The sequence below is a fragment of the Pseudomonas sp. 01L34 genome, assembly GCF_056400265.1.
In genome coordinates this window covers 157657-175037 of the sequence record NZ_JBFTSX010000001.1, presented here as the reverse complement: position 1 = coordinate 175037, position 17381 = coordinate 157657, and the positions used below count along the sequence as shown (strand labels likewise).

Sequence of the window (17381 nt, the reverse complement as noted above, 5' to 3'; positions counted from 1 at the left end):
AAGGAAATGCCAGCCTTTATGCTAAGTTCCGGGTATATAGGAACACAAACCGACTACACCCAGATCAGCCATTATTTTGCTGGACTGACCTGGCCCTCCGAAGTACTGACCGTCTATATAACAAACGGTTGGCACACCGGCTTTGAAAGCCGCTATCGGCAAACAGCATCAGGCGGACTCGAGACCTACCTCGCCGAAGTGACTTACTGCGGCTATCGCATAAACTCTGACAGCGCACCAAAACAGCATTTTTATATCAACTAAAAAACTCACAAAGCACCACACGCGATGTCGAACAAACAGGAGTAACCCCACATGCTCGGTGCCAGTTCCAGCTCAAGCCCCGCAGAAAAGCCAGACAAGGCAGTAGAATTCGAAATGTTATTGAATCGTGCCTACAGCGACACCACTTTCCAGAAAATAAATGCTGTTCTGGATGATGAGTCGTTACTGGGTAATGATATTTGCACCGCCGTCATGCAAGGGGTCGTCAAGCGGCTATGTGGCGTTGAATACAAGACCAACACTAAATACTGCGCTGCCATCAATGAAAGTTCGGCAGACGGCTTGTACACCGCCGTATTGAATTTCGGACAAGACATCAATACCGACGGCCCAATACAAGCCTGGGAGCACGGTTTGACCTTCCAAAAGGTCGGAAACGAAACGATCCTCTACCAAGGCTGGGTTAGTATTTTCAATTTGCGCCAGTGGTTGACCGGAACCAGCATCGGCATCTGTTCCCCCATGCTGGGATACTCACCCGCCCGCTGTGTCGGAAATGACATCAATAACTTCATCAAAAAAATAAATGATCTGAAGGCCAACCTCAGCGCCTCTACCAGCGCGGAAGAGTTCGCACAGATTTTGTGTGCGCCGTTCATGACGTATGACAAACGCGCCAAGGAGTGCAATGTGGCCAGGCTTCTTTTTCACAATCGAGACCAATTCAAATGCCATTGGAAGTACTTCCACTTCCAGGGGGAGAAACCCATCGAAAAGAAAGGCGCCTGCGTCATGATGTAACTGCGGGGAGCATCGAAACATGAGAATCGCCAGTTTCAACATCGAAAAAAACGGCAAATCTTCCACTCTGGACAAACAAACTCAGGTCGAGTTTTTTATCAGCAAGTGCTGTTCAAGCGATGACTGGGACGCGGACATTATTTTTCTATGCGAAATACACTCAGCCCAGACGGACAACTACGCGTCATACTTGGCCAGCGTCTATTCCCATTACCGTGTCTGCCCCTTCACCGGTGGCTACTCGAACGGCTACATCGTCATGGTCAAAAGTTTTGAAGCATTGCAAGTGTGCAGTCAGGGCAGCTTGCATGGTTTGAATCGGGATCTGATTGCCGTCGAAGCTGCCGGTGTGAACGGCTACACCGGTTATGTATTTCTGGCGCATTTCAAATCAGGCCAGACCGGGCTGACCAAAAGCCAACTCAAATCCTGTACCGCCCTGGGTGGAAACTGGGTGGCCACGGGCGACCTGAATATGGAATATCAAAATGTCGGGCAACTCGATACAGCAGGGCTCGCATACGAATGCTGGGGAGGTCGACAGACCCAAAGCAAGGGCGGAATCCTGGACTGGATACTGGCTTCGGTTGATGTGCAAGTCGTCCCGGTTGACATCACCCACCTGGACACCGTGTTTGATATGAGCGGCCCCGATCATCGCCCCATTCTTTTTGATGTCAGAACCTGAAAAGAGGTCGCTTGATGCCCCGCACCACCGACAGCAACACCAGCCTTTCCCTCACCGCTGCTTCGCTGTCGGTGCTTTACCCTGAGTCGCTGTCCGGCGAAGAAACCCTGAACGCCCTTGGCTCACAAATTCTGAATGGCCTCAACGACGGCGCCTCGCTCACCCTGACAACCGCTGTCGCCACCCACGTCACAACCACCCTGCACAACGACGCCCTGACCCGTCCAATGGACGCGCTGGTCGCCGAAATCCGTCAATTGCCCGCCGATGCCACCGCCGAACGCTATCAGCTTGTTTTAAGGCCATGGCTCTGGTGGCTGACCCTCGCCAGCAACAACCGGGTGTTCCAGAACCTCAGCACCTCGGACATCGTCACCACGATTTTCAAGGCCCACGCCTTCACCGACTTCAAGCTCTCACTCACCGGCAGTTACACCCCGCGCGAATACTGCGTGCAGTACGGCGAAACCGATTTCGCGTTCGTCTCGCGGTTGCTGGAGGAAGAAGGGATTTTCTGGTTTTTCACCCACGAGGACGGCAAGCACACGCTGGTGCTGGGCGACAGCAACGACGCGTTCGTGCCGATCCCCAACGGGCCGAAGGTCAGCTATCTCGGCCAGCAGTTGGGCGAGCGTGAATTGCATGGCATTCGCTCCGGGCAAGTCTGTGTGCAAGCGGTGGCCGGGGTGTATCGGGCGACGGATTACGAATTCACCACCCCGACCACTTCGCTGTACGGTCAGGCTGAAGCGGTGGCCGGGCCACGGTCGATGTACGAACATCCGGGCGGCTACAACGCCAAGGCGCGCGGCGATGCATTGACCAAGCAGCGGGTCGACGGCTTGCGCAGTCAGGAGAAACGCTTTGTCGGTGAAAGCGACTGCCGCTGGCTGGTGCCGGGGCACTGGTTCACCCTCGCCGGGCACGATGATTTAACGTTGAACATCGATTGGGTGGTGACGGCGGTGACACATGACGCCAGTCACGACAGCTATCGCAATCGCTTCGAGGCAATCCCCAAGGCCACGCCGTACCGCCCGGAACGCATCACCCCCAAACCGCGCATGCACCCGCAAACGGCAATTGTCGTCGGCAAGTCGGGCGAAGAAATCTGGACCGACGAATACGGCCGGATCAAGTTGCAGTTCCCTTGGGACCGCGACGGCAAGAACGACGAAACCAGTTCCTGTTGGGTGCGAGTTGTACTGCCCTGGAGTGGCAAGGGCTTCGGCATGCAGTTCGTGCCGCGCATCGGCCAGGAAGTGATCGTGACCTTTATCGATGGCGATCCGGATCGACCGCTGGTAACCGGCTGCGTCTACAACGGTGACAACGCGCTGCCCTATGCGCTGCCGGCGAATCAGACCCAGTCGGGAATCAAGACCCAATCGTCCAAGGGCGGCGGCGGTTTCAACGAGTTGCGTTTCGAGGACAAGAAGGATGCAGAAGAGGTGTTTTTGCAGGCGCAGAAAGACCTGAAGATCAACGTGCTCAACGACACCACCGCCACAGTCGGCCATGACGAAACCCTGACCGTACAGAACGCCCGCACCCGCACGGTGAAGGACGGCGACGAGACCGTGACCCTGGAGAAAGGCAAACGCAGCGTGACCATCCAGACCGGCAGCGACTCGCTCGATGTGAAAGACAGCCGCACGGTGACCGTGGGCGCTGACCAGACCCACAGTACCGGCGGCAATTACACGCACAAGGTCACCGGTGATTACAGCCTGACGGTAGACGGCAACCTGACCATCAAAGTGACCGGCAGCCTGACCCTGCAAAGCGGCGGCAGTTTCTCGATCAAGAGCGGCGCCGATCTGGCGGCCGAGGCCAGTACTTCGATCAGCCAGAAGGCCGGGACCTCTGTGAGCAACCAGGCTGGTACCTCATTGGAGAACAAGGCCGGCACGACGATGACCAACGATGCCGGGATCAGCCTGACCAACAAGGGCGCCGCTTCGCAGACCGTGGATGGCGGCGGCATGCTGACCATCAAGGGGGGTCTGGTGCAGGTCAACTGACAAGGAGAACCCATGGCCATCACGCCGCTGGATTTGCAACAGAACGATAAACAGCTCAAAGGGCGCCTGCTCGATGGCCAGCTCGACGGTGCGCTGCACATCAAGGATGACGGGCGCGCGCAGGCTGATTTGCACTACAACCGGGGCGAGCTGCAAGGCACCACCCTGCTCTACCACCCCAATGGCAAGGTCTCGGCGCAGCTGCCGTTTGTCCATGACAAGCTGCAGGGGGTTGCCAGTTTCTATGCCCCCGAAGGCAGTCTGCAGCGCAAGGCAACTTATCGCCGAGGGCTGTTGCATGGCGAGGCGTTCAATTACTTTCCCGATGGGCAACTGGCGGAGGTCGAGTTCTACCGCGACGGCGTGCGCGACGGGCGTTATCAGCGCTTTCATCCGAACGGCAAACCGGCCGTCGAGGCTCGGTATCTCAACGGTCAATTGCTGGAACCGGAACAGGGCTTCGCCAGCGACGGACGACCATTGGACGCCGACGGCAAGCCGATCTCACGAATGCGCTGGTGGTTCAGACGCTGGAGCGATCCTGCTCAAGCCTAAGTTCTGTAGCAGCTGCCGAGCAGCGCGAGGCTGCGTTCGGCTGCGAAGCAGTCGCAAGTCCGGCTGATGCGGTCTGCCTGATGTACCGCAGTCTCAGGTTTTACGACTGCTTTGCAGCCGAACGCAGCCTCGCAAGCTCGACAGCTGCTACGGCCGAACACAGGCTTCGCCAGCTGCTACAGAGGTTGTGGCGATCAGGGAATCAGCATCTGCATTTGCCCCGGCATCACGATTTTGATCACTCCGGCCCAGTTGCACATCAAGGTGCTGTTGGCATCGATGGCCGGCATGCCGCCCAGCAGCAGGGTCGGCGCGCCGCCGGGGATCCATGGGGTGGCGGTGGCCGGGATGCACGGCATCGGCGTCAGCACGCCAAGTGCGGCGGCGGTGGCGGCCGCGACCATCGGGTTGGCCATGCTCATGCACGTGCCGAACGGCATGACGTTCACCAACGGAATGTGGTCCATGATGTTCGCCGCCGGCATGCCCCCGGTCATTGTGCGGTTCACTGGCAGCACGTTGAGTACCGCCGGCGCCGCGCCGAAACTGCATTGCAGGGTCGCGGTGGCGCAAACTTGCGGACAGCCCATGTTGAATCTCCTTCCTGGAAGCGACGCTCCCTGAACCATAGCCCGCCGCGCCTGTTCGCGCACATCAGGAACGCTGATTATCCGGCAACACGCTAACCTATAAGACCGTGCCGCGCTTGTGGCCACCCCGGCGCGCCATTAGATTAGCCAATGATGTCTGGCCTCCAAAATAAGCAGAAGGGATAAGCATGGCGCTTACTGACCAGTCCACCCGTATCCGCTCTGGCGAAGAACTCGATGCCAGCCTGATCGATCCATACCTCAAGGCGCACATTCCGGGTCTGAGTGGTTTGCCTGTGATCAGCCAGTTTCCGGGCGGTGCGTCGAACCTGACTTACCTGCTGGAATACCCCGAACAGGAATTCGTCCTGCGGCGGCCGCCATTCGGCCACAAAGCCAAGTCCGCCCACGACATGGGCCGTGAATTTCGCATCCTCAATCAGCTACGGGACGGTTTTCCCTATTGCCCCAAAGCCTACGTGCACTGCACTGACGAATCGGTGATCGGCGCCGAGTTCTATGTGATGGAACGGGTCAAGGGGATCATCCTGCGCGCCGAACTGCCACCGGAACTGGGCCTGGATTCGGCGAAGACCGAAACCCTGTGCAAGAACTTCATCGACAAGTTCGTCGAACTGCACCGGGTCGACTACAAGGCTTATGGCCTGGGTGATCTCGGTAAACCCGAAGGTTATGTCGCGCGGCAAATCAAAGGCTGGAGCGAGCGCTACGAGAAGGCCCTGACCCCGGACGCGCCGAAGTGGGAAGCGGTAAAGGCCTGGCTCAACGACAAAATGCCAGCCGATCACCCGACGTCGAGCATCGTCCACAACGATTACCGCTTCGACAACGTGATCCTCGACCCGAACAACCCGATGCAGATCATCGGCGTGCTGGATTGGGAGCTGACCACCCTCGGTGACCCGCTGATGGACCTGGGCAACACCCTCGCCTACTGGATCGAAGCCGACGACCCGGCACCGGTGCAACTGATGCGCCGCCAGCCAAGTCACGCCCCCGGCATGCTCACCCGCCGCGAATTCGTCGATTACTACGCCGAGCGCTCAGGCATCCAGATCGACAATTTCGACTTCTACTACACCTACGGCCTGTTCCGTCTGGCCGGCATCGTGCAGCAGATCTACTACCGCTTCTTCCATGGTCAGACCCAGGACAAACGCTTCGCACAGTTCATTCACATGAACAAACTGCTGGAGCAGATGAGCTTGCAGGTCATTCAGAAATCCAGCCTCTGATCAGGCCCCATAACAAGGAAAAATCATGTCCAAGACTCAGTTGTTCGACCTCGACGGCAAGATCGCTTTCGTCTCAGGTGCCAGTCGCGGCATCGGTGAAGCCATCGCCAAACTGCTGGCACAGCAAGGTGCCCACGTGATCGTTTCGAGCCGCAAGCTCGATGGCTGCCAACACGTCGCCGACGCGATCATCGCCGCCGGCGGCAAGGCCACCGCCATTGCCTGCCACATCGGTGAGATGGAACAGATCACCCAGGTCTTCGCCGCCATCCGCGAACAATTCGGGCGTCTGGACATCCTGGTCAACAACGCCGCGACCAACCCGCAGTTCTGCAACGTGCTGGACACCGACCTCAGCGCCTTCCAGAAAACCGTCGACGTGAACATTCGCGGCTACTTCTTCATGTCGGTGGAAGCCGGCAAGCTGATGCGCGAACACGGTGGCGGCAGCATCATCAACGTCGCCTCGATCAACGGCATCTCGCCGGGGATCTTCCAGGGCATTTACTCGGTGACCAAGGCAGCGGTGATCAACATGACCAAAGTATTCGCCAAGGAATGCGCGCAGTTCGGCATTCGCTGCAACGCCTTGCTGCCGGGTTTGACCGACACCAAGTTTGCATCGGCGCTGGTGAAGAACGAGGCAATTTTGAACACCGCATTGCAGCAGATTCCACTCAAGCGCGTGGCGGATCCGAGTGAAATGGCCGGTGCGGTGTTGTACCTGGCGAGTGATGCTTCCAGCTATACGACCGGGGTTTCGCTGAATGTGGATGGCGGGTTCCTGTCCTGATTCGGTTTTGCGAATAAACCGAAGGCAGCCTCAGGGCTGCCTTTGGTGTTTGATCGGAGGGCTCGTGGAAGACTCTCGCCTGTTTCTGAAATACATCGGGTGTCGGGTAATGGTTTGTATTCGAGGGACTGGACCCAGGAACGACTCTATTCCCCCTGCACAAACTCAACCGGCTTCCCAGTCAAATCCAGCGTAAGCATCCGGTGAAGACACCCACCCTGATGCAACATCTAGGGCAACGGGGTCCTCTGCGGCATTACCTCAAAACTTACTTCTGACCTATTCGAGTTGGTAATTCAACCAAATATGGTGCGTGCCATCGGTATCAACTTTAATCCCTCCTGATCCCGATATCCCTCGCAAATCACCTGTACCACTGCCTCCGACTATGCAGAAAAACTCATCTGCCCGATCAGTGCCGGTTGTGGAGGCAGAATGGATGAAATTGAAGGCGCCTTCTTTTCCATTCACCGCACCTTTGAAGCTCTCAATAGCGATGTAACTGCCCGTCCTGGTCTTCTGGTCGAACGCCGCAGTAAAAACTGTTGAGGAAACACCGTCGATAGCACCCGAGTAGCATTTCTCCATGGTGCTGATAGACACTGGTAAGGAGGTAGTAATCTCGGGGGTTGGGCTCAAGCCTGTAGGTTTGAAATTCTTAGTAGCAAAAGTGGCTAACGCTTCCATTCACATTCGTCCCTATCCAAATGAGTGAGGTTCTCATTCTAGTCCACAGCACAGCACGCACGGAGCCAAAAACGCTCTACGGAGCTAAGCCTATTTCCATCTATGTGGCAGCAACTTCGCAGAGCCACATCGGTTTTTGGGGGACGTACTCAGTAAGCGCCCGGCTAACCGCGCTGCTGAATCGAAACTTCAATGACGTACACACCAGCGCCCCCAGCGTTGGGATCAGAGCGAGATGTCGGCTGAATAGTTAGGCCAATCCATCACCAGTTCATAATCATCGGCAACCCAGGACGGAAATCGTGTGTCTGGCCACTTGCGCCATGATCGATTTCCAATACGACCAGATGCTCATCACCATGAACAATTTCAAATCCTTTCAGCTGATTTGCGCAGTTCGCAGGGGTAGAAAAAGCTTGGCTGTTGGGGGTGGTAACTCGCACAGATGTAATGTCGCGAAAGCCGTTGGGATGTTCAAACGGCTGCGCTCGCTCAATCGGAGCCTCATCTGGTCTCTTGGCAAACGAAAGAAAAAACCACATCGGTTCGGATACAGGCGCACGCCCCACGTCGACTTTCAGGGCAGCTGGTAAGTAAACAGGTCGATATTCCCAGACCGGAAATATTGGCTTCTCGCCTACGGTGGATGGTCTGAAGCAAATTCCAAAGGGCGCGGCGACTCCATCTGCGCACTTGAGGCGGTCAAAGAGTTGGGTTGGCGCCGTTAACTGACTTTGAGCTTCTTTTTCATCGGTGAGATGTAAAAGCTCAATGAAAGAATTTCGGAAGAAGAACCTTCTATTGGCAGTGCCTTGGCCTGGGTGTACGTTTGACGTCCCTTCAGCGAGCCCGAGGGCTTTCAGAGCGTCAGCGCCTCGCCCGTCATCACTCACACAAATAAAAATGTGATCTATTTCCATCGTTAATTCCCTTTAATCCTGTGATTTGATTGCCCAATTATTTGGCGGAAGGTCAGCAACTTCACTCGCCCGATGCGTAGGCAGCCGCGTGAGATCGAAGAGTTCCTACTTCATAAATGGAGCGAATCACATTCGGACTGGATTGGTGAGCGCTACGCCTCGAATAGGGCGATTCCAAGCGATGGGTGAGAGTAGGAATACTGTGCCAAGGAAAGCTACCTGGGACAGGTAAAACGGCTCCAGCCATTGTTGATTCAACGCGACGTATAAAGTGTTATGGGTCACGTCGACCAAAATAATCGCTAACGTAAGCACGATTCCGGCTCTTGGCTTGATGAACAGTAGCAATGCTGCGAGCGGGTCAAAAAACGTAAGCGCCCCCCAGAAAATACGGCTAGCCAAGTAAGCGCTAGGCCCGTATCCGTAGTCCCAGAGCAACCCATGCGAAACGTCTGCACGAATGTGATTAGCGGTTGCGATGAAAAGGCAGCATGCGAACAAAATTCTGACGGCGAATGACAATTTTGGCATAGCGTTATCTACATTCGTGATCTACGCCATGCATGATAGCGGGATCGACCAACGACGCTAGCCGTTGCAAGCCGAATAGGTGTGATCGCTGAATAACTTCGTGTCGGGATGGGCGGCTCTCGGCCAGCCAGTTACGCTCGCGCCCACTACAAAATCAGATATGGAAAGTCTACTCAGCAGCTGATTTGATGGCCGGTCATAGCGTCTGAGAAATGGCTTCAACTCGACCATCAGGAAGTCCCCCATGATACTCGTGGGGCAACGCTCAGCCTGACTACTTTAAGGAGATCAACATTTTGACGGACCGCATCGCAAGAGAGGAAAGCCTCCGCAGCTTCAGAAAGTATCTGCGTATCGACGCTGCCCTGTTTATAGCGAGCATGGTGGGAGCTTTTACCCTTAGCGGTTTTGCACACCTGGAGAAATTTTATCTAACACTGGATGTGCCGATTGATCGGGTGAGCATCAGCGCGCAGCAGTTCGTGGCCTACGGAGCCGCCGGGTTTGGGTCCTTCCTTGCAGCTCTGGTGTTCGCAATGGCTCTGGTCGGAACAGTAACCCTTCTTTTGGTACTTTTTGAGAAACCAGGAAACGACACGGGCAAGCCCGTCATAGTGCCGAAATGGATGGCCAACATGCGCGACCGGGCTGTTGAAAATCGAGGCGCGTTTGTGGTTGTCGGCTCCATTTGCATACTCGCGTTTCTGCTGATGTCTGCTTGGTATCTCTTGGTGCGGGTGCCATCGAACGCAGGACGGGCGGCGGCGCTGGAACTCGCTTCAGAATGTATTGTTCGCCAAGTGGTTTACGCAAATCTCGACCAGTACGAGGGATGCCAGGTAGCAGAGTCTGGCGACATGCTCTACTTGCTTAAGCGACACCACGCTGACTCAATGGGCGTTGAGTTCCATACGCTTGAATTACCGAAATCAGGCCTGAAAAGTGTTACAGGGCAAGTGCAGAAACTCACGTATAAGCAATGACCTCTACATGCCTAGGTGGGTGGATTACGAAGAGTGGAATTGCATTCGCTATAAATGCGCTGCGTGGAGCCGCGATGGTGTCATCCCCACCGACGAAATCCGGGCGTGAAACTGCTGAGTCTGGTGCGAAAAACTCATCGCGCTGAAGTCCGGGCATACGCTATCAGCCAGCTCTCCACGCATAGGGTCGATTACGGCGTACGCGCCCGGCAATCCCGTCTTGCGTAGTGTCATTGCCTTGGCAAGCAATGACTGGCGGGGCCATCTTGATGACCTAAGCCCGAACGTTTTAGATAACTGCGAGCACTCCACGAAACGCTTGTGCCTCTATCTCCACTAGACTAGAAGATGTACTGCCCTCATGCTCCAACAGGAATCGTTTTACGAGCTGAAATCCAAGGGAATAGCCTAACCATCTTGGAAGGTCAGATGCACCAAAGAACCACGCGTCGTGACCATAATCCTTGCGACTCCAGTAGCTTTCCGCCATTCCGATATGGCGTCGAATGTCAGACACATCGAGGCGCTCCCATGGTTCAGGTAAACCACCACAGATTTCCTGTGCAAAAGCGCCCGCCAGCCCCTCCGAAACAAGCGCTTCACCTAATGATGATCCATAACCTGGCCCATCCCATCGGGCGGCATGGTGAAGTTCATGTGCAAACATTCGTTCGAGCGACGCGTCTTGGTTTGCTCTGAAAATGTCACTTGCAGGATCTACGGTCAAAAAAATAAGACCTGGTTCCGACGCATATCCTAGATGCCCCTTTTCTGGAATGACATGAGTGCCAGCTTTCACTATCACATCAAGTGGGCGCAACGGCATCAACGCAGTTGCTTTTGCGTAGGTTTCTAACAGGCGGGTGTGAAGCCAATCACGGTGATCGATAAGCGCGCCGCGCGCGTCGATGAAATGGAAATTTATGGATGTCATTATTATGCCTCCTTGCATAAAGCCTTGCGTAACGAGATAGGTTGCCAACTATGGCCCGGTACCCGCGCGCATATCCATCGGCTCCGTGGCGAGCCAGATGGAGTCGATGCGAATCATCTCAGCAGGTCTCGGAGAAAGGTTGCGCAGACAGCAGCATTTTCAGTTGGCCAGTTCACTTTGACGCGGCCATGTGGGTGCTGGATTTCAACACAGATAGTCGGTGACGCGGCTTGCAAATTTACCATTCGTTAGCCAAACAATGCCGCCGTGCTGGAATCCTGCAGAATCACGTACAACCATTGCTTCGTGACGATCACCATCAACAAAAACATAGGCCGTTTTTTCGAGATCCTTCGAATTAGCCGACGCACAAGCCAGCAGATTCCGGCGTTGTTGTAGGCAATGACGCAAGGCGGTGTAGCCATTCTCAGCGCTTCCTGACCTCACCAAGAAAAAGAATATTTATTCCACTTTATTGCATGTTACGAATTTTTATTCCATAAATAGCCCTCCTGAAAATAAAAATCCAAAGGACCCCGGCTATGCGCGAACTCGGTATCGGACTCATCGGCACAGGTTTCATGGGCCGCGCCCACGCCCTGGCCTTTCGCAATGTCAGCGCTGTTTTTGAATTGCCGCTGAAGCTCAAACTCGCCGCCCTTGCCGACGCCGACCCGCAGCGCGCCCGCCACTGCGCCGATGCCTGGAGCTTTGAGGCGGCTCATAGTGACTGGCAACAGTTGATCGATGACCCCAAGGTCAACCTGATCGCCATCACCACCCCCAATCATCTGCACTACCCCATGGCCATGGCTGCCATCGCCGCCGGTAAACCGGTGTACTGCGAAAAGCCGCTGGCGGTGAGCCTCGAGCAGGCCAGTACCATGCGCCTTGCAGCCAAAGCCGCAGGCGTGGTGACGCGGGTGGGTTACAACTATCAGCACAACCCGATCATCGGCCTGGCTCGGGATTTGATTCAAAACGGCGCGCTGGGGCAGATCATCAGTTTCCAGGGCGAGTTCAGCGAAGACTTCATGGCCGATCCCGTTTCACCCTGGTCCTGGCGCTGCGACGCCAATTACGCCGGCGGCGCCCTGGCGGACCTGGGCAGTCATTTACTGGCCATGGCCCGTCATCTGCTGGGCGACGTCGAGGCGGTGTGCGCGGATACCCAGACCGTACATGCGCAACGCCCCGTGACGGCGGGTGGCCAGGAACGACGCGAGGTCGCGGTCGACGATCAGGTCCACGCGTTGCTGCGGTTCGCCAATGGCGCGCGAGGGACGTTCAGCAGCAGCTGGCTCAAACACGGTTACAAGAATCACCTGAGTTTTGAAATCTGCGGCACCCAAGGCACCCTGGCGTTCGATCAGGAACGCTTGAATGAACTGCGGCTGTATCGTGCCGGGCAAGGCGGTTTCCAACGGCTGCTGGCGGGGCCGGATTTGCCGGGTTACGCCGCCTTCAGCCCGGCGCCGGGGCACCAGTTGGGTTACAACGAACTCAAGACCCTTGAAGTGCATGAGTTGGTGATGGCGCTGGCCGGTCTCGGCCAGGACGGGACCGATTTCGAGCAGGCGTGGGAAGTCGAACGCCTGGCGACGGCGATTCGTCTGGCGGCACGGGAGTCGCGGTGGGTCAGGATCGAGGAAGTCTGAACCGACGCTCAGGTCATACACCGCCAGTTGCACGTGCTACTGGCGGTACACCGGACCCGGTTTACTGAGTGACGCAACGGGTCAGGGTCGTGGTTCGGGTCACCTGCCCTTCAGCCCTCATATCACCCTGTACATCGGTACTTTCGGTGGTCGAACAGGTACGAACCGGTGTCGGTGGCGGTACGGCCGGGGGTGGAGGCGGCGGACTGGCGCAACCACCGAGAATCGCCATGCAGAGTGCGAGCGACAGTGGTGAAAAAGCACATTTCCAAAAATTGTTCATAGGCTGACCCGCGGTAAGTAATCGACATTTTCCGCGACTCGAAAACCATCCCGCGAACCCGCGGCCCTGTCACAGAAAAGAAATACCCTCGCATTCCTTATAGCTTAGCTACCCGCCAATGCCAGAAAGACTGCGACCATTCCATTACCGCAGGCCTGCGGGATATGACGCCTAAAGAGCGGAGGATCGATTCAAACCACTGCTTTCAAGCTCATAGCGCAGCTCTTCAATCAACGCCGCCACTGCCTCCGGCGTCCGGAGCGTCGCCACGTTCAACCCGCTGACCACCAGATCCACCTGCCCTGTCGCCGGATGGTAAAGCTTCACCGTCAACGAATTATCCCCGGCAAGCGCACACTCACAGGCCAACGGCAAAAAGCTCCGCTCCAACCGCATACGCAATTGCACCAGGTAACTCATCCCGACTCACCTTGGCGACAGCGTAAAGTCGACTGCCCGCCTGTTCTTTTCGCACCCATGAGGTTGCTCCTTCAGCTGCATCGAAGAGGACGCGATACCGGGCCCAAGCCACGTCTCGCACCCCGACAGCCTAGAAAAAAGCCCCATCTGATCAATACATGAAATTGCACCACCCGCACTAGTGCATTTGCACCTTAACGTTGCCCCTTGGTCCGCTTCACGCCGGAGAACAGACCTCGCTCGCGAGCCCAGACAATCGCCTCGCTACGGCTATGCACATCGAGTTTGGAATACACCGTCGACACATGATTGCGCACTGTATTGGGCGCGAGTTTCAGGCGCGCGGCGATCTCCTTGTCGGCCAGGCCTTCACAAATCAGGCCGAGCACATCGCGCTCCCGGGTGGTCAGGTCGGTGAACGACACACTGGGCAACTGCGGCGAATTGACGTTCTTCACATTGGCCAGTTTTTCGATCAGCGTGCGGCTGAACCAGGACGCATCTTTCATCACCTCTTCAATCGCCGACACCAACTCCAGCTCGGTGCGTTTGCGCTCGGTGATGTCCATCAACACCAGCAGGTAGCAAGAGCCATCCTGAATGTTCACGGTGTCCGCCGAGACCGCACAATCAATCAGCCCGGCATCCTTCCGGCGCACCCTGACATCGACACGATCCACCCGCCCGCTTTTCTCCAGGGTTGCAAACAGTCGCGTGCGAGCGCCCGCGTCATCGATGAAGCCGAGTTGCGCCACGGTCTTGCCGAGCACTTCATCATTGGGAAATGCGAGGGACTCCAGGAAGGCTTCGTTGACGTCCATCACCACTTGGTCGGCGGCGCGGCACACCAGGATCGGCACTGGCGTCAGACGAAAGGCTTTGGCGAACCGTTCCTCGCTCTGGCGCAGGGCGATTTCGGCCTTGTGCCGAAGCTCCATGTCGACGAAGGAAAACAGCATGCAAGCTTCGTCGTTGAGCTCAAGCGGTTGGCCGGCAACGATCACCTGCTTGCTGCCACCCTTGGCCAATTGCAGCTCGGCCTGCATCTGCGGAATGGTCGCGCCGTCACGCAGACGCTGCTTGGCCAGGTCCTTGTTCTCGGCGCGCTCCAGCACATCCAGCTCATAAGCCGAAGCGCCGATCACCTGATCACGGGCATAGCCGGTCATGTCCACGAAGCCCTGGTTGACCTTGATGTAGCGCAAATCGCTGAGGCGGCAGATCACTGCCGGGGCCGGGTTGGCGTTGAAGGTCCTTTCGAAACGCTGCTCGGCGCTGGCCCAGTCGGTGACGTCGTTCATGATCAGCACCAACGACTCCGGCTCACCGGCACGGTCCGCCAGCACCATGCTGCGCACGCTGTGAACCCAGGTGCGCTCTTCATTTTCCAGCTGCGTCACCTCCACCATCACATCGCTGAACGTCTCGCCATGGGCCACGCGGCTGATCGGATAGTTCTCGATCGCTACCGGATGATTGTTGCGATAACGCAAGGCAAAACGTTTGGCGTACTCCCCGGCATTGGCCCCCAACTCGCCAATCTCGCTGACACCGTGCATGGCCAGCGCGGCGTCATTGGCCCAGAGAATGGTCTGGTCGAGCTCCAGCAGAATCACCCCATCGGACAGGCCGGCGATGATCTGCTGCAACTGGCGGCGATTGGTTTCAGTGCTCAGGACGTCCTGGCTCATTGGAACTCCACAATTGCGGCGGCACTTTTGCGCGCTGCCCAGTGAAGATTACGACCGCAGACGTTTGTGATAGTGCAAAAAGCCCGGCACCCGTGGCCCTCCCAAAGTAGCCCTATGCTCAATAGGGAAAGAGTGGTTTAGTGCCGCTTTTTGTCTATACGGAGAGTTGCCATGGTGTTTGATTCTCTTCACTTCACCCCCTGGTCTGCCCTCACGGGAGGAGCGCTGATTGGCCTCGCCGCGAGCGTAATGGTGGTGGCCAACGGGCGAGTTGCCGGGATCAGCGGGCTGTTGGGCAGCCTGCTTGAGCGTAATGATTCAGGACGAGGTGAGAAAGCCCTGTTCCTGCTCGGACTGTTGGCGGCACCGTTGGTGTGGGCGCTGTTTCATGTGTGGCCGACCATCGAATTCAAAACCGGTACGGTGGGGCTGATCATCGCCGGATTGTGCGTCGGCATCGGCACTCGTTATGGCTCCGGCTGCACCAGTGGCCACGGCGTGTGCGGTATCTCGCGCCTGTCACCACGCTCCATTGCCGCGACATTGAGTTTCATGTTCACAGGCTTCGTGACCGTGTTCGTCCTGCGCCATCTGCTGGGGTATTGAACATGCGCAAACTGACCGCTTTCCTCGCCGGCCTGCTGTTCGGCGTCGGCCTGTTGCTGGCCGGCATGGCGAACCCGGCCAAAGTGCTGGGTTTTCTGGACATTGCCGGCCTGTGGGATCCGTCACTGGCGCTGGTCATGATCGGCGCCATTGCCGTGGCTTGGGGGCCGTTTCACTGGGCCATGAAACAATCGACGTCCTTGCTGGGTGCGCCTATGCAATTGCCGGTCAGCCGTGAGCTGGACCGACGCCTGATCGGTGGCAGCCTGCTCTTCGGCATCGGTTGGGGTATTGCCGGCATCTGCCCCGGCCCGGCACTGGTGTTGTTGCCGACGGGGCACTGGCAGGCCTGGGTGTTCGCCATCGCCATGCTGGCGGGGATGCTGATGTTCAAAGCGCTGCAAACCCGCCGTTGAGCATCCCCGCCAGGCCAGTGGTCAAGCCGCCTGCTTACCACTGGCAATCGCCTGCGACGCCGCCAGCATCGCCCGCAACAACACGGCGCACCCGGCGGCCAGATCATCCGGCGCGGCGTTTTCGATTTCGTTGTGGCTGATGCCACCTTCACAAGGCACGAAGATCATCCCGGCCGGGCCGAGTTCGGCGAGGAAGATTGCGTCGTGCCCTGCTCCACTGACGATGTCCATGTGCGACAGACCGAGCCCTTGAGCGGCACCGCGTACCGCTTCGACGCAGCCCTTGTCGAAATACAGCGGCGGGAAGTCGGCGGTGGGTGTCAGTTCGAAGGTCAGGCCGTGTTGCTCGCAGGTGGTTTCGATGACCTCGCGGACTTCGGCGATCATTGAGTCGAGTCGCGCCGGTTCCAGATGACGGAAGTCCAGGGTCATGCGCACTTCGCCGGGAATCACGTTGCGCGAGCCGGGATAGGCTTGCAGGCAGCCGACGGTGCCGCAGGCGTGGGGTTGATGACCGAGGGCGGCGCGATTGACTGCGCCAACGATCACCGCGGCGCCGACCAGCGCGTCCTTGCGCAGGTGCATTGGCGTCGGACCGGCGTGGGCTTCGACGCCGCGCAGTTTCAAGTCGAACCATTTCTGCCCCAGCGCGCCCATCACCACGCCGATGGTTTTGTGTTCGTCCTCAAGAATCGGCCCTTGCTCGATGTGCGCCTCGAAGTACGCACCCACAGCATGACCGCTGACCTGGCGCGGCCCGGCGTAACCGATGGCGTTCAAGGCTTCGCCGACAGTCACGCCCTCGGCATCGACCTTGGCCAGGGTTTCCTCGAGGGTGAATTTTTCCGCGAACACGCCGGAGCCCATCATGCACGGGGCGAAGCGTGAGCCTTCCTCGTTGGTCCAGACCACCACTTCCAGCGGCGCTTCGGTTTCCACGCCGAGGTCGTTGAGGGTACGTAAGACTTCGACCCCGGCCAGCACGCCGAAGCAACCGTCGAACTTGCCGCCGGTGGGCTGAGTGTCGATGTGGCTGCCGGTCATTACCGGTGGCAGGTTCGGATTGCGTCCCGGACGACGGGCGAAGATGTTGCCGACGGCGTCGATGCTGACCGTGCAACCGGCCTCCTCGCACCACTTCACGAAGATATCGCGCGCCTGGCGGTCGAGGTCGGTCAGGGCCAGCCGGCAGACACCGCCCTTGACCGTCGCGCCGAGCTTGGCCAGGTCCATGAGCGACTGCCACAGACGGTCGCGATTGATGTGCTGATGGGTGGATTGCAGAACGTCTACAGCAGCGTTCATGGTGATCTCCTCAGG

General features: G+C 57.5%; 18 protein-coding genes. 11 read left to right on the top strand and 7 right to left on the bottom strand.

All coding sequences use genetic code 11. The features are described from left to right. Nucleotides 1-6 precede the first annotated feature (6 nt). From AC1DQM_RS00855 to AC1DQM_RS00835, 5 genes are read left to right on the top strand one after another with little or no spacing between them, the layout of a single operon-like run. Nucleotides 7-264, top strand: coding sequence for a hypothetical protein (locus AC1DQM_RS00855; protein WP_018929669.1), 258 nt, complete (start codon nt 7-9; stop codon nt 262-264). 51 nt (nt 265-315) lie between these two features. Further along, a complete protein-coding gene (locus AC1DQM_RS00850; protein WP_018929670.1) occupies nt 316-1026 on the top strand; it encodes a hypothetical protein in 711 nt (236 codons plus the stop codon). Between the two features lie 19 nt (nt 1027-1045). Then, nucleotides 1046-1714, top strand: a complete 669-nt coding sequence (locus AC1DQM_RS00845; protein WP_477745673.1) for an exonuclease/endonuclease/phosphatase family protein — start codon at nt 1046-1048, stop codon at nt 1712-1714. A 14-nt stretch (nt 1715-1728) separates the two neighbouring features. Continuing rightward, nucleotides 1729-3738 carry a type VI secretion system Vgr family protein gene (locus tag AC1DQM_RS00840; protein WP_477745672.1) on the top strand — a complete coding sequence of 670 codons (2010 nt, stop codon included), beginning with the start codon at nt 1729-1731 and terminating at the stop codon, nt 3736-3738. Nucleotides 3739-3750: 12 nt separating this feature from the next. Continuing rightward, nucleotides 3751-4293, top strand: coding sequence for a toxin-antitoxin system YwqK family antitoxin (locus AC1DQM_RS00835; RefSeq protein ID WP_086946037.1), 543 nt, complete (start codon nt 3751-3753; stop codon nt 4291-4293). Between the two features lie 194 nt (nt 4294-4487). Here the strand turns inward: AC1DQM_RS00835 and AC1DQM_RS00830 are convergent, their stop codons facing one another. Then, complete coding sequence (locus AC1DQM_RS00830) at nt 4488-4883, bottom strand: DUF4280 domain-containing protein (protein ID WP_018929674.1); 396 nt, start codon at nt 4881-4883, stop codon at nt 4488-4490. Nucleotides 4884-5071: 188 nt separating this feature from the next. On the opposite strand from AC1DQM_RS00830, the gene AC1DQM_RS00825 reads away from it, so the two are divergent. Together AC1DQM_RS00825 and AC1DQM_RS00820 are read left to right on the top strand one after the other, a co-directional pair. Beyond that, a complete protein-coding gene (locus tag AC1DQM_RS00825; RefSeq protein ID WP_018929675.1) occupies nt 5072-6139 on the top strand; it encodes a phosphotransferase family protein in 1068 nt (355 codons plus the stop codon). 25 nt (nt 6140-6164) lie between these two features. Beyond that, on the top strand, nt 6165-6932 hold the full coding sequence (locus AC1DQM_RS00820; RefSeq protein ID WP_018929676.1) for an SDR family oxidoreductase: 768 nt from the start codon (nt 6165-6167) through the stop codon (nt 6930-6932). A 279-nt stretch (nt 6933-7211) separates the two neighbouring features. Here AC1DQM_RS00820 and AC1DQM_RS00815 read toward each other — a convergent pair whose 3' ends face one another. After that, entirely contained in the window at nt 7212-7619 is a 408-nt protein-coding gene (locus AC1DQM_RS00815) for a DUF3224 domain-containing protein (RefSeq protein WP_477745671.1), read from the bottom strand. 263 nt (nt 7620-7882) lie between these two features. After that, the gene (locus AC1DQM_RS00810; RefSeq protein WP_477745670.1) at nt 7883-8539 is read right to left on the bottom strand and encodes a VOC family protein; all 657 of its coding nucleotides are present in this window, start codon (nt 8537-8539) and stop codon (nt 7883-7885) included. A gap of 827 nt (nt 8540-9366) precedes the next feature. Between AC1DQM_RS00810 and AC1DQM_RS00805 the strand changes: the two genes are divergently transcribed. Beyond that, on the top strand, nt 9367-10053 hold the full coding sequence (locus AC1DQM_RS00805) for a hypothetical protein (protein ID WP_086946032.1): 687 nt from the start codon (nt 9367-9369) through the stop codon (nt 10051-10053). A 289-nt stretch (nt 10054-10342) separates the two neighbouring features. Here the strand turns inward: AC1DQM_RS00805 and AC1DQM_RS00800 are convergent, their stop codons facing one another. Next, nucleotides 10343-10987, bottom strand: a complete 645-nt coding sequence (locus AC1DQM_RS00800; RefSeq protein ID WP_477742968.1) for a DUF2268 domain-containing putative Zn-dependent protease — start codon at nt 10985-10987, stop codon at nt 10343-10345. A 542-nt stretch (nt 10988-11529) separates the two neighbouring features. Here AC1DQM_RS00800 and AC1DQM_RS00795 point away from each other — a divergent pair. After that, nucleotides 11530-12645: a Gfo/Idh/MocA family protein gene (locus AC1DQM_RS00795; protein WP_477745669.1), complete on the top strand. Its 1116-nt coding sequence runs from the start codon at nt 11530-11532 to the stop codon at nt 12643-12645. Nucleotides 12646-13099: 454 nt separating this feature from the next. Here AC1DQM_RS00795 and AC1DQM_RS00790 read toward each other — a convergent pair whose 3' ends face one another. Both AC1DQM_RS00790 and AC1DQM_RS00785 read right to left on the bottom strand, forming a co-directional pair. Further along, nucleotides 13100-13348, bottom strand: coding sequence for a DUF1652 domain-containing protein (locus AC1DQM_RS00790; protein ID WP_064618276.1), 249 nt, complete (start codon nt 13346-13348; stop codon nt 13100-13102). A 194-nt stretch (nt 13349-13542) separates the two neighbouring features. Beyond that, a complete protein-coding gene (locus tag AC1DQM_RS00785) occupies nt 13543-15039 on the bottom strand; it encodes a helix-turn-helix transcriptional regulator (RefSeq protein WP_477745668.1) in 1497 nt (498 codons plus the stop codon). Nucleotides 15040-15210: 171 nt separating this feature from the next. Here AC1DQM_RS00785 and AC1DQM_RS00780 point away from each other — a divergent pair, with 171 nt between their 5' ends. Continuing rightward, nucleotides 15211-15645 (top strand): YeeE/YedE family protein, encoded by a 435-nt coding sequence (locus tag AC1DQM_RS00780; protein WP_477745667.1) that lies wholly within the window; start codon nt 15211-15213, stop codon nt 15643-15645. Nucleotides 15646-15647: 2 nt separating this feature from the next. Beyond that, entirely contained in the window at nt 15648-16061 is a 414-nt protein-coding gene (locus AC1DQM_RS00775) for a DUF6691 family protein (protein ID WP_477745666.1), read from the top strand. Nucleotides 16062-16082: 21 nt separating this feature from the next. Here AC1DQM_RS00775 and AC1DQM_RS00770 read toward each other — a convergent pair whose 3' ends face one another. Beyond that, complete coding sequence (locus AC1DQM_RS00770; protein ID WP_111453504.1) at nt 16083-17366, bottom strand: Zn-dependent hydrolase; 1284 nt, start codon at nt 17364-17366, stop codon at nt 16083-16085. Nucleotides 17367-17381: the final 15 nt, after the last annotated feature.

Coding starts and splice junctions, on each gene's coding strand:
- AC1DQM_RS00855 (WP_018929669.1), top strand. CDS start 7: ATGCCAGCCTTTATGCTAAGTTCCGGGTATATAGGAACACAAACCGAC.
- AC1DQM_RS00850 (WP_018929670.1), top strand. CDS start 316: ATGCTCGGTGCCAGTTCCAGCTCAAGCCCCGCAGAAAAGCCAGACAAG.
- AC1DQM_RS00845 (WP_477745673.1), top strand. CDS start 1,046: ATGAGAATCGCCAGTTTCAACATCGAAAAAAACGGCAAATCTTCCACT.
- AC1DQM_RS00840 (WP_477745672.1), top strand. CDS start 1,729: ATGCCCCGCACCACCGACAGCAACACCAGCCTTTCCCTCACCGCTGCT.
- AC1DQM_RS00835 (WP_086946037.1), top strand. CDS start 3,751: ATGGCCATCACGCCGCTGGATTTGCAACAGAACGATAAACAGCTCAAA.
- AC1DQM_RS00830 (WP_018929674.1), bottom strand. CDS start 4,883: ATGGGCTGTCCGCAAGTTTGCGCCACCGCGACCCTGCAATGCAGTTTC.
- AC1DQM_RS00825 (WP_018929675.1), top strand. CDS start 5,072: ATGGCGCTTACTGACCAGTCCACCCGTATCCGCTCTGGCGAAGAACTC.
- AC1DQM_RS00820 (WP_018929676.1), top strand. CDS start 6,165: ATGTCCAAGACTCAGTTGTTCGACCTCGACGGCAAGATCGCTTTCGTC.
- AC1DQM_RS00815 (WP_477745671.1), bottom strand. CDS start 7,619: ATGGAAGCGTTAGCCACTTTTGCTACTAAGAATTTCAAACCTACAGGC.
- AC1DQM_RS00810 (WP_477745670.1), bottom strand. CDS start 8,539: ATGGAAATAGATCACATTTTTATTTGTGTGAGTGATGACGGGCGAGGC.
- AC1DQM_RS00800 (WP_477742968.1), bottom strand. CDS start 10,987: ATGACATCCATAAATTTCCATTTCATCGACGCGCGCGGCGCGCTTATC.
- AC1DQM_RS00795 (WP_477745669.1), top strand. CDS start 11,530: ATGCGCGAACTCGGTATCGGACTCATCGGCACAGGTTTCATGGGCCGC.
- AC1DQM_RS00790 (WP_064618276.1), bottom strand. CDS start 13,348: ATGAGTTACCTGGTGCAATTGCGTATGCGGTTGGAGCGGAGCTTTTTG.
- AC1DQM_RS00785 (WP_477745668.1), bottom strand. CDS start 15,039: ATGAGCCAGGACGTCCTGAGCACTGAAACCAATCGCCGCCAGTTGCAG.
- AC1DQM_RS00780 (WP_477745667.1), top strand. CDS start 15,211: ATGGTGTTTGATTCTCTTCACTTCACCCCCTGGTCTGCCCTCACGGGA.
- AC1DQM_RS00775 (WP_477745666.1), top strand. CDS start 15,648: ATGCGCAAACTGACCGCTTTCCTCGCCGGCCTGCTGTTCGGCGTCGGC.
- AC1DQM_RS00770 (WP_111453504.1), bottom strand. CDS start 17,366: ATGAACGCTGCTGTAGACGTTCTGCAATCCACCCATCAGCACATCAAT.